Raw genomic sequence first — 11,173 nt, 5'->3', positions numbered from 1 at the left:
GGCCCGGTCGTGGCGTTGTGCGCGGTGGGGCTCGCCGATGGGCGTACGCTCCTGGCCGTCGCCTCCCCCTCCCGCGACGGCGCGGTCCGGTTGTGGGATCCGGCCACCGGCACCTGGTCGCATCGTCTCAGGCTGTTCTCAGGAGGCCTCTTCGACAGAGGAGTGGCCGCTGTGTGCGAGTTCCGTGACGAGCGCGGGCGTACGCTCCTGGCCGTCGCCTACCGGGGCGGCACGGTCCAGCTGTGGGATCCGGCCACCGGAGCCAAGGTGCGTCGCCTGAAGGACCGCACCGGCCTGGTAGAGGCGTTGTGCTCGGTGGGGCTCGCCGATGGGCGTACGCTCCTGGCCTCCGGTTCGCTAAACGGCACGGTCCGGTTGTGGGATCCGGCCACCGGTACCGAGGAGTGCGTGCTCGCGGGCCACAGCAGCCCGGTCGCGGCGTTGTGCTCGGTGGGGCTCGCCGATGGACGTACGCTCCTGGCCACCGGGTCTCACGACGGCACGGTTCGGTTGCGGGATCCTGCCGTCGGCAGCCAAAAGTATCTGCTCGAGGGTCACACCGACTTGGTCGCGGCGTTGTGCACGGTGGGGCTCGCCGACGGGCGAGAGCTTCTGGCCAGCGCCTCCCACGACGGTACCGTCCGGTTGTGGGACCCCACCAAGAGCAACCTGAGCGCCGGCTTCAGGCGCTATGACGGCTCGATCACGGCCGCGTGCTCTCTGGGGCACGCCGACGGGAGCACGCTCCTGGCCACGGCCTCCAGCAACGGCACGATCCAGGCGTGGGATCCGCTCACCGGCGCCCAGGAACATCTGCCCCTGTTCGAGGGTCACACTGGTTCCTTCGCGTCGTTGTGCGAAGTAACACTCGCCGACGGGCGCACGCTCCTGGCCTCCGCCTCCCACTTCGGCGCGATCCGGTTGTGGGATCCGGCCAGCGGCACCAGAGTGCACAGTCTGAAGATCCGTCCCGGCACGGCCTGGTGCTCGGTGAAGCTCGCCGACGGGCGCACGCTCCTGGCCACCGGCTCCAGCGGCGGTGCGATCTGTTTGTGGGATCCGGCCACTGGCGCTCAGCTGCACCGGACGGACATCGACGCCGGCAGTGTCAGGGTGTTGTGCTCGGTAGAACTGGCCGACGGACGTACCCTGGTGGCCACCGCCTCCGGCTTCAGCGACGGCGCGGTCCGGTTGTGGCATCCGGTCACCGGCACCCGGCAATACATGATCGAAGGGTCGAGCCGGAGCACAGGGCACGCCACCTCAATCACGGCTGTGTGCGCGGTGAAACTGCCCGATGGCCGTACCCTCCTGGCCATCGGCTCCGGCGACCGCACCGTTCGCCTGTGGGACATCGAGGGCTCCTTGGCGGCGCAGATCCCCGTGCGGAGCGTGCCCCGCGCGTTGGTCGCTTTCGACAGGACACTCGCCGTCGTTCTCGCCAGCGGTGTCCTCGCTGTGGATATCGAGTCGCTCTGACGCGCGTCAGTGCCGGGCGAACTGCACCCGGGTCGCCTGGACGGCGTCCGGGCGGATGGCGATCCCGCTGACCGTCAGCTGCTCCCCGTAGATGTCGGTCAGCCGGAGCGAGCCGCCGCAGCCGGTGCCGGATTCGGAGAGGAAGTAGTTGTACGTCTCGCGGGTGAGCTGGCGCCAGCCGCTGCCGGTGCTGACCTCCAGGCGGGCCAGCGGGTTGCGGTGGCCGAGGGCCTGGATGCCGCACCAGTTGGCGCTGGAGCCGGTCTTGTAGCGGATCGAGATCGTGGAGGAGGTGCTGGGGCTCAGCAGCATCCAGGTGACCGGGATACGGCCGGCGTTGAGGGCGGCGAGCTTCGCGAAGGCCTGCTCGCTGAGGTCGAGCGCACCGGGGGCGCACTCGGGGCACTCGTTGGTGACCCGCACCGTGACGGAGGCCCCGCCCGCGTGGACGCTGATGTACGCCCCGCACGCCTTGGCCGTCTCGTAGTCGGTGTGGTTCATCGCCACGATCATCAGATCGGAGGTCGGGCCGTACGTGCAGGCGCCGTTGCCGTCCGCCGCGTCGTAATGGGTGGCGACCCCGCTGTACGTGGTCCCGGGCTTGATCCGTCCCGCCAGCGGGGCCGCACCGGAGGCCGGCCGCGCGTCGGCGGCGGGGGTGGTGGTGTGGGCGGGCGAGGGCCGCGCCGACGCGGTGGGTGCCTTGGCCGGCTTCGGGGTGGCCTTGGTGGGCTTCGGCTTCGGGGACGCCGTGGACGGCTTCGGCTTCGGCGAGAGTTTCGGAGTCGCGGCCGGGTCGCTAGTCTGCCGGGTGCTCGCGGCGGGGGTGGCCGCGGCTTCCACGGTGTGCGCACCGCCGTCCGGGCGGAGCACCATCACCAGGGATACGAGAAGTCCCACGGCTGCCACGGCGACGGCGGCGACCAGGGCCGTGCGTCGCCGGGGGGCGGAGCGGCGATGGGAGGAGGATGCCACGGTGAGTCCTTCGGTCCTTCGGGTCCGCACATGGGTACGTGCGAACGTCGGCCTTTGACTCACCAGTGGTCGCCGGGGCGGAAAAGGTTGCCGGGGCCCGTCCTCAGGGCCGCCTGGGCACATGGTGGAGAAAGCGGGCCCAGGCGGACGGGGAGAGCCGCAGGGTGGCGCCGGTGAGGCGCTTGGAGTCGCGGACGAGGACGAAATCGGAGCTTTGCGCGACCTCGACGCAATCGCCGTTGAGGGCACCGCTGTAGGAACTCTTGTGCCAGACCGGTGAGGCGCCCAAGAAACCCTCCTCCAACTGCACAGGCGGACAGCACGTTTTCCCAAGGTGACAACCGCTGTTGGAAGGTGAATGGGCCGAATCACGCCAAGGTTGCCCACTCGCGGGGATGCCGGCTACGCGGCGGGCGGCGCCTCCAGCAGGGCGGCGAGGTCGTCGACGCCCTCGTCCATGCGCTCGATGAGGCGGTTGGTCAGGACGTCGATGTTGTCCCTGATGCCGAGGTCTTCCAGTTGCCAGAACAACTCGAGGTAACGCCGCGTCTTCTCCGGCTTGTCGGATTCGATCGTGTCACCCTGCGCCGTCTCGATGTAGAGGGTCTCCGGCTTCTCCTCGCCGGCGAACTCGAAGAGGGTGAAGGGGCCTTGGATGCCGGCGTGGGCGCCCGCCGTGTAGGGGATCACCATGAGGGTGACCTTGGGGTGCTTGGACAGCTCGGCGAGGCGCTGGAGCTGGGCGCGCATGACGCCGCGGCCGCCGACCTGCCGGTGCAGGATGACCTCGTCGAGGATGAAGAACAGCTCGGGGCAGTTCTCGCTCAGCAGGAGGTCCTGGCGTGCGAGCTGGGCCTCCAGCATGCGTTCCTCGGTTCCGTTGAGGGTGGTGCTGCTGCCGTAGGCGACGGCGATGGCCCGGGCGTACTCCTCCGTCTGCAGCAGCCGGGGCAACTGGAGGGAGTTGAAGTACCGCCCGATCGACGCCGATGCCTCCAGGGCGAGGAACTGGACGAACTCGCTCCTGAAGACGTCCCGGTACTCGGCGAAGGGCAGCTTGCGGCTGCCGCGCGCGAGATCGAGCAGGTATTCGATCTGGTGCCGGTCGCTGATGCCGTAGGTGGTCAGCAGCGGCCTCAGGTCGTTCACCGAGATGCTGACCTCGCCCGACTCGATCCGGAGCAGCTTCGACGGTGACCACTCCATCACCTTGGCCACCTGGCGCTGCGTCAGGCCGGCACTCGCGCGTGCCTTGCGTAGCTCGGTCCGCAACTTGAGACGTTGCTCGGCCGCACTTGGCACGCTCACGATAGCTCTACCTCCTGTTGTGGGATGCGGTCTGCAAGCCGGCAGATTGCATGGTGACTGACTGGTAGCTCGCGATCCTGCTGTCTGCTGGCTAGCAGATTGACGTGCGCCTGACTGGATGATGCGAATCGGGTGTCGTTTTGTGGGAGCACCCATACCTGGACCAGACAACGCGCTGCATTGCGAGATAGACGAACGCGCGTCAACCTCCATGCGGCCCAAGGAAGATCGAGCCGCAGAAGCGGCCCGCGCAGGTCGGCTCGTGCGTGACGGCACCTCTGCCTGTCCCTGACGACGCCCCACCAAGGTTCGCGGACAGCCGCGGCGTCCACGACCAGGTGGGCCGGTGTGTCGGACGAGGGGAGGAGGGGAGACGCTGTGGAACAGGAGCCGACGCCGGGACGTCGCCGCATCGTGCTGCACAGCGCCGCTGTCGCGAGCCCAGGTGGTGAGCATCGCTCTGATGATCGTCAGGGTGGTCAGGGAGTGAATCTTGCCGCACGTGTGACGGAGCCCCATTCCGATGTCGCTTGGCCGGCAATCAGGGGTGGGGCTCTGTCGCTCGACGCCCGCGATCCTCATCTTGTGCCCGCGTGGACGCCGCATGGCGAGGCCTCCGGCGAATGGTCTGTACCGGACCCCTCCCGTCGGGCGCGCGCGACGCCGTCAGCCGGCGCCACGAAGCTCCGCCCACACCGTCTTGCCCGGTGCGGAGGCTCGGGGCGTGACTCCCCAGTCGTCCGCGAGCGCGGCCACGAGGAGCAGGCCGCGGCCCGATTCCGATTCCGCGTCGGGGGACGGGGGAGCGGGCGAGGGCTGCTTCTCGGTGCGGGTGTCCGTCACCTCGATGCGGAACGTGCCGCCGCCGGTCAGGGTCAGCCGGAGGTCGAAGTCGCGGCCGGGGACGTGGCCGTGGCGTACCGCGTTCGCCGTGAGTTCGGCCGCGATGAGGGTCAGAGTCTCGTTGACCGGGCTGTCGTAGGGGTGCCCCCAGTCGTTCAGGCGGTGCGAGACCAGACGGCGGGCCAGGCGCGCGCCGCGCGGGGTCGAGGTGAAGCGCATCGCGAACTCGTGGGCCGGGTGCGGTGGCTCCAGGCCTTGCCGGGCGGTCTCGTGTGGGGGGATTGCCGACTTCATGCCGTCAACGGTCCTGCACTGTGCGTAGCCTTGACCAGGGGCGACGCGCTGACGCGGGTGGGTTGTACGTGGCTGGTGCGCGCTTGTACGTGATGCGGGGCGTGACCTGTGGTGCGGGAGGAGCGGCGGCGTGAACGACGAGGTTCAGGGGCCGGAGCACGAGTACGAGCCCGGTACGGGCATGCTGCACCTCTTCGGGCGGCAACTGAAGCTGTTCCGCGAGCGGGCGGGGCTGGATCGGGCGGAGTTGGGGGCGCGGGCGGGGTACTCGGCGTCGACGATCGCCTCGTACGAGCAGGGGAGGCGTATTCCGCCGCCGAGTTTTATCGACCGAGCGGATGAAGTGCTGGGTGCGGGTGGGGTGTTGAGTGCGGGGAAGGAGGAGGTGGCTCGGGCTCAGTATCCGGCGTTCTTTCGGGATGCGGCGCGGTTGGAGGCCGAGGCGGTTGAGCTTCACGTGTACGCCAACCAGGCTGTGCCTGGGCTTTTGCAGGCGGTGGAGTACGCGCGGGCCGTGTTCACTATGCGACGCCCGCTGCTGAACGAGGAGACGGTTGAGCAGCGCGTCACGGCGCGACTGGCTCGGCAGGAGATCTTCTCTCGGGTGCCTATGCCCACCATCAGCTTCGTCATCGAGGAGTCGGTCCTACGGCGTCCGCTGGGCGGCTGGTCGGTGATGCGAGGCCAGTTGGAGCAGATGCTGTTGATCGGTCAGCGGCGCAACGTCGAGATCCAGGTCATGCCGACCGAGCGGGAGGAACATGCCGGGCTGGCTGGCCCGTTCACCTTGATCGAGACGAAGGAAGGGCGCAGGATCGCATACGTGGAGGCGCACAAGGACAGCCGCCTCTACACGGAGCGGAAGTCGGTCCGGGGGTTCGAGGAGCAGTACGGGATCCTGCGGGCCGAGGCACTCACTCCGCGAGAATCGCTGGCCTTCATTGAGAAGTTGCTAGGGGAGACATGAGCGTCGAAGCGCTGACCTGGGTCAAGAGCAGCTACAGCAGCGGCGAAGGCGGTGAGTGCGTCGAGGTCGCCGCCACCTCGGGCGCGGTGCATGTCCGTGACTCCAAGGACACGAGCCGGCCTGCGCTGGCCGTGGAGCCTGCTGCCTGGGCCGCGTTCGTCGAGTACGCGGCGGTGTGACGGCGGCGGAGCCCTCGGTGCGTGCGTACGTGCCGAGGGCTCCGGTGTGTCTCAGCGAGGCCAGCGGCCGAGGGCGATCTCCTTGTCCAGGCGGGCTTGGAAGTGGGCGTGGGCGGCCCGCATTTCGGCTTCGCGGTCGGCCTTGTAGAAGGGGGCCGTGTAGCCGTCCGGGGGCGGGGTGCCGTCCGGGGCTTCCAGGTGGGCGGCGAAGTCGAGATAGTCCTGTTTGGTCTGGCCGAGGCCGTAAGTGAATGGGTTAGCGGCCATCTTGCGGCCGTTGGCGTCGAACCAGGTCACTGCCTCGTAATCGTGTAGCTGTGGGTAGCGGGACTTGAAGATCGAGACGAGTTGGTCGGCCGTAATTCCAAGCCACACGGCTACGAGGGCGTCGAGTTCGACGAGAGCGGCTCTGCGCTCGTACTCGGTGCGGAGAGGGGCGGTGTACTCCCAGGTCGGCTTGAGGTTGGCGGCGAGAGGCTTCAGCCCCGGCCAATTGGGGTTGGCCCAATCCTCGTAGCCCGCCCACCGGAGGTTGAACAACTCCGTCCAGAGAGGGGCATAGTGGGCGGTCAGGGCGTTTAGGCGGAGGGAGCGCAGGAGTAGGGCAGAAGCGAGGGGGTGCCTCGGGTCGGGGGCAGGCATCTTGCGGGCCTCGCCGGTCTGGAGGTGGGCACGGCCCGTGATGCGCAGCAGGTAGTCCAGAGGGAGCGCTGCCCAGAAGCCTGCATTGAGGGCGGTCAGGAGATTACTTTCGAAGGCCATGGACTGCACGGTGTGCACGTGGGCGGGGCCGGGAGGGATCAAGGCGGCATGCAGGCAGCGGCTGCTATCGAAGGGGATCATGGCGCGCCAGGCCAGGCGGAAGAAGGTGGTGAACGGCTTACCGAGCCAGCGGCTCTGGCCCGCCATATACGTCGTTTCATCAGAAGCGCGCACATAGTTGGTCACGGGCACGTATGCCTCGGGCAACTCCGTGGGCGAGAGCAAACCCCAGTCCCGGTTGCTCCGGCACGGGATCTTCGGCTCCTTCGAGAAAGGAAGCGCCGATGCAAAGTGCGGCCCTTGGAGGATCACGTCCGCGAACTCGGAGACGGCGTGGTTGCCCCAGCGGATTAGCCCGTCCTTCTTAGCGGCGCCTTCGTCGTATCCAGTTGTGATCATGGGATCGAAGCCAGCCAGTTTGTTGCCGTGGGAAGCCAGAGCCTCGATCGCGCCTTGCTCGCTGATGAGGACCGGGTACAGCAGGGGAGTTTCTGTTACCGCACCCGTTGATCCCTTCAGTTCCTGCCAACTGGTCAGCAGCGCTGTGTTCACATGCACCACGCGCTCTCGGTGCGGCCGGATGTCCCACGAGCCGTTGTGCTTGATGCCGGGCGTCGCGCCGCTTCCGTCATGGGCCAGCGAGTCTGGGAGGACATCGGCGCCACGCAATTCGCTGACGTGTAGGAAATCGGGCTCCTGTGATGTGCCGTAGATGTGCATCCCGAATTCCTGGGACCAGTTAAGGTCATCGAATGCCCATCTGGATGAGTTCACGAAATGGGCATGGACTCGGAGATGCCGATACGCGGCAGCCCGGATGGCCCCGTCACGTACTCCGCCGAAGTGAGTGTCCGGATGGATCAGCCCCGCGCTGCCGTGCGGTGCGATGTGCTGCCACACCTGAGCCATGAAGGCCCGGTAGAGGTCGCTCTTCGTGCCCAGGAGCAGTGGATAGCTGACCGGACTGCTCAGTACCGCTGCGATCCCGGCATGGGCGGCCGACTCTCCGAGGAAGTAAGCCTTGTTGTCGCCAGTGGCACCAAGTACCTCCTGCTTGCGCAGGCGCCACTCTTCCGCGCTCGGCTTCTCGGCCAGCACGAACCATGGCTCCCGCTCTGCGAGAACCTGGTCCTCACGCCAATGCGGCTGCACCCAAGGAGGGTTCCCCACCTGCAAGTCAAACCCACCAGTCCGCGCAAACACCTGCGCGAACTCCAACTCCCAGTGAAAGAACCCCTGCTGCCCGGAAACATCCCGCGCCATGGCCGCCCACGGATACCGCTCCTCCAAATGATGAGCCAGATCCATGCCCATCAAATCCGGCAACGCATCCTCATAAGGCTCAAGCTCATCCAGCCGCTCGAACTCCGAAATCAGCGAATCCGCAGGCACATCCCCCCGCCCCAACAGCGACTCCGCAAAGTCCAGCCAGTCATCAAGCTCAGCCAACGGCACAACCGCCCGCCGCTGCTCCCCAACCGCCTCCTTGCGCCGCCCACTGCGCCGCTTGTCCAGGTCCCCCCGAGTCAACGCCAGCTGCTTGGGATCAACCCCGAACCCAGGCAGCGCATCCTCTTCCCAGCTCATGAGGACACCGGACCCGGAGGAATCCTCACCCAGGACCTCGAACGCCCCCGACTCCTCCAGCTCGGCCACCCGCCGATACCGCTCATCGGAACCGTCCAGCAGCGCAGCCCCCTGCACAGGCCAGAACCACAGCGCACACCACGCGTCCATCAGCGTTTTCAACCGCCAGTAAGGCGTGTCGACGGCCTCAAGATCCGCCAGCACCTCTTCCCGCTGCACGGCAACCTCAGGCGACCGCAACCACCCGCCCTCGGCCCCCCACACATCGATCCGCCGAGAAATGTCCCGCTCGGAGATCTCCAGGCGCCGCACGACAAGCCCCCACAGGTACTCGACCCGCCGGGCAAGCCCCTGCAACCGCTCAGTCTGCTTCTTGGACGGCGACTTGGTGACGGCCTTACGCCAGGCACCCAGCGCCTTGGCCTCCTCCGGAGCCAGCGCCTTGGCCTCCTTCTCAGCCGCGACCGCCCCCCACTCCTTCGCAGGCAGCAGGAAGTGATGAACCGCCCCCTCCGGAAGCCCCGCACCCGCACCGGAACCCGCCTCCGTCAACGGGAAACGCTCCGGAGTGGCCCCGAGCCACCCGCCCTTCTTCAACCTCTCGGCGGCATACACCTCCCTACGGCCGCCGATCAGCGAGTTGCCCCGCCGCAGGTGCAGCCCGAACCACGGCGCTTCCATCCCCGGATGCATCGTGTTCAGCCACAAGGACACCTCGGCCAGCTCGACGGCCGTCGAATTCAAGTCCACGCCGTATGAGTTGTGCAGCGCGATGTACGCCTTCGCCTTCTGCAACTCGACCGCGTAGCGCTCCGTGTCGATGGCGACGCCCAGCTCGTCCTGCCGCCGCCGCAGATACTCCGCCGCCACCTGGTTGATGGCCTCGTTCAAGAAGGCGCCCGAGCCGAGCGCCGGCTCGCAGATCTTCCAGTCCAGCAGCTCGCGTGCCTCGGTGACCGTGCCGTCCTGGTCGAGGCGGTGCTGCAAGGCCAGTTGGACGGTCACCTTGGTCAGGGACTCGGGCGTGTAATACGACGCCGACGTCTGCCGGTCCCGCCCGGAGAGGCGGTACACGAACGACCCCGGCCGGTACCGGACCCGTACCTCCTCGCCCGTCTCCTCGTCCCGGCGCCGCACGAAGACGGAGTCCGGGTACTCGTCGGCCTTCGACGCCGGCACCAGCCAGGAGCCGTCCTTGGAGTAGCCGCCCTTGGCGACCTCGTACAGCTCCTCGTCCGCGACGAACCCGGAGTACGACATCAGGCCCTCGTACACGGCGCCGAGCTGGTTGATGCCGAGCTGGGCGTACGAGATGAAGCCGCCGCGCTCGCCCCGTTTGCCGCGCGTGAGCATCAGCAGCCGCAGGACCCGGTACAGGGTGGCGTTCCGCAGGCGCGTGTCGACGTACACCGGCTCACCGGTCTCGTCCTCGTCGAAGCGCGGGTCGGTCACCGAACGGCGGCCGATCAGCCGGATCGACTCCGACTCGAACAGCTTGGAGTGCAGCGGCTCGAAGCGCAGGCCGATGTCCTCCGACTGCACGACCTCCGCGGCCTCGCCGTGCGTCCGGCGCGACCGGTAGCCCTCCTGCACCATGCGGAAGAGCAGGTCCAGCGAGTCGTACAGATACGTACCCTCGCGGGCCTTCTCGCCCACCAGGTCCCGCTCCGCGACCAGCTCGCCCAGCCGCCCGAGGCCGTAGCCCTGGTGGTACTCGGGGTAGTCCGACGGCAGGATGCCCAGCTCGGGGCGGGCCTCGGCGTACAGCAGGAACAGGATGCGGTACAGGTAGCGCAACGACTCACGCGTCAACTGCTTGGACAGCTCCGGGAGTTCCGCGACCTGCTCCGGGCGGACGCCCGCCACCCGGAGGCGGCCCAGGACCTCGTTGGCGATGAGCTCCACCGACAGGCGCAGGCCGTCGCGCAGGTCGCTCGACACGCCCACCGCGTGCTTCGTCGACTTGTCGACCAGGGTCGCGAGGGGGTTCTCGCCGCCCTCCTCCGGCGTCCGGAGGGAGTCCGCGCCGAACAGGGCGGCCAGGGTGTCGAGTTCGCCGCCCGCGCGCGTGTCGTTGCGTTCGAGGGCCGCGTCCAGGGAAGTGGCCAGGTAGCGGCCCTCGCCCCACGCCGCCCGGTCGGCCAGCACCACCACACCGCCGACCAGCAGCAGCACGTACCTCGGCGGCTCCTCGCAGGCGAACAGGAAGGACGCCAGCTTCGAGCCCGTCGTGACCGCGTTCGAGCCGTCGAGGGGGAGCGGGTGGAGGAGGCGGCCGGGGCCGTCGGGGTCGAGTGCGGCGTCCGGCTCGGCGGCCCAGCCGCAGTCCAGGGCGATGAGGCCCGGCTCGGCGTGGGCGACCTGGACCTCGTAGGTGTGGTCGGCGCGTTCGACCGTCAGGGTCCGCGGCTTGGTGTCGTAGCCGAGGGCCCGCAGGACTTCCGCGTTGAGGGCCGCCGCCCGCTCGCGCCAGGCCGGGGCGTCGTACGTCGTCGCGTCGTCCGGCTCGGCCGCCGCCTCCGCGAAGAACGCGCGCGCCCGGAAGTAGGGGCGGCGCAGCTCGCGCAGGCCCAGGCGCGGGGTCACCGGGAGGGTGTCCTCCTCGGGCTCCTTGCCCTCCGCGGCGCGGTCCGCCGCGTCCTCCCGCTCCTTCCAGGTCGCGAGCAGCCCCGACTTGAGGTCCTTCGGGAAGACCTCGGCCAGGTAGTGCGCGGAGAAGTAGTCGCCGCGGTTGACGAGAGAGTCGTACGACATGACGCAATGGACCTCGGGGCTCGGT

General features: G+C 68.4%; 8 protein-coding genes. 3 read left to right on the top strand and 5 right to left on the bottom strand.

All coding sequences use genetic code 11. The features are described 5' to 3' along the window. The first annotated feature begins 267 nt into the window (after positions 1-267). Positions 268-1,479, top strand: coding sequence for a WD40 repeat domain-containing protein (locus ABZ915_RS32890; RefSeq protein WP_361810797.1), 1,212 nt, complete (start codon positions 268-270; stop codon positions 1,477-1,479). Positions 1,480-1,485: 6 nt separating this feature from the next. Here the strand turns inward: ABZ915_RS32890 and ABZ915_RS32885 are convergent, their stop codons facing one another. The 4 genes from ABZ915_RS32885 to ABZ915_RS32870 form a co-directional block, all read right to left on the bottom strand. Beyond that, positions 1,486-2,454, bottom strand: coding sequence for an expansin EXLX1 family cellulose-binding protein (locus ABZ915_RS32885; RefSeq protein WP_361810795.1), 969 nt, complete (start codon positions 2,452-2,454; stop codon positions 1,486-1,488). 103 nt (positions 2,455-2,557) lie between these two features. After that, on the bottom strand, positions 2,558-2,743 hold the full coding sequence (locus ABZ915_RS32880; RefSeq protein ID WP_361810793.1) for a DUF397 domain-containing protein: 186 nt from the start codon (positions 2,741-2,743) through the stop codon (positions 2,558-2,560). 113 nt (positions 2,744-2,856) lie between these two features. Further along, positions 2,857-3,762 carry a helix-turn-helix transcriptional regulator gene (locus ABZ915_RS32875; RefSeq protein ID WP_361810791.1) on the bottom strand — a complete coding sequence of 302 codons (906 nt, stop codon included), beginning with the start codon at positions 3,760-3,762 and terminating at the stop codon, positions 2,857-2,859. A gap of 666 nt (positions 3,763-4,428) precedes the next feature. After that, the gene (locus ABZ915_RS32870) at positions 4,429-4,899 is read right to left on the bottom strand and encodes an ATP-binding protein (RefSeq protein ID WP_361810789.1); all 471 of its coding nucleotides are present in this window, start codon (positions 4,897-4,899) and stop codon (positions 4,429-4,431) included. Between the two features lie 130 nt (positions 4,900-5,029). Between ABZ915_RS32870 and ABZ915_RS32865 the strand changes: the two genes are divergently transcribed. Further along, positions 5,030-5,866 carry a helix-turn-helix transcriptional regulator gene (locus ABZ915_RS32865; protein ID WP_361810787.1) on the top strand — a complete coding sequence of 279 codons (837 nt, stop codon included), beginning with the start codon at positions 5,030-5,032 and terminating at the stop codon, positions 5,864-5,866. Continuing rightward, positions 5,863-6,045 (top strand): DUF397 domain-containing protein, encoded by a 183-nt coding sequence (locus ABZ915_RS32860; RefSeq protein WP_361810785.1) that lies wholly within the window; start codon positions 5,863-5,865, stop codon positions 6,043-6,045. Before ABZ915_RS32865 ends, ABZ915_RS32860 begins: the two co-directional genes overlap by 4 nt. Before the next feature lie 51 nt (positions 6,046-6,096). On the opposite strand, the gene ABZ915_RS32855 is transcribed toward ABZ915_RS32860, so the two are convergent. After that, positions 6,097-11,148: a class I SAM-dependent DNA methyltransferase gene (locus ABZ915_RS32855; protein ID WP_361810783.1), complete on the bottom strand. Its 5,052-nt coding sequence runs from the start codon at positions 11,146-11,148 to the stop codon at positions 6,097-6,099. Between the last annotated feature and the right edge of the window lie 25 nt (positions 11,149-11,173).

Source organism: Streptomyces sp. NPDC046915, from assembly GCF_040644935.1.
GTDB lineage: Bacteria > Actinomycetota > Actinomycetes > Streptomycetales > Streptomycetaceae > Streptomyces.
Note: the sequence above shows the minus strand (reverse complement) of the source record. Positions and strands in the feature narration are given on the sequence as shown.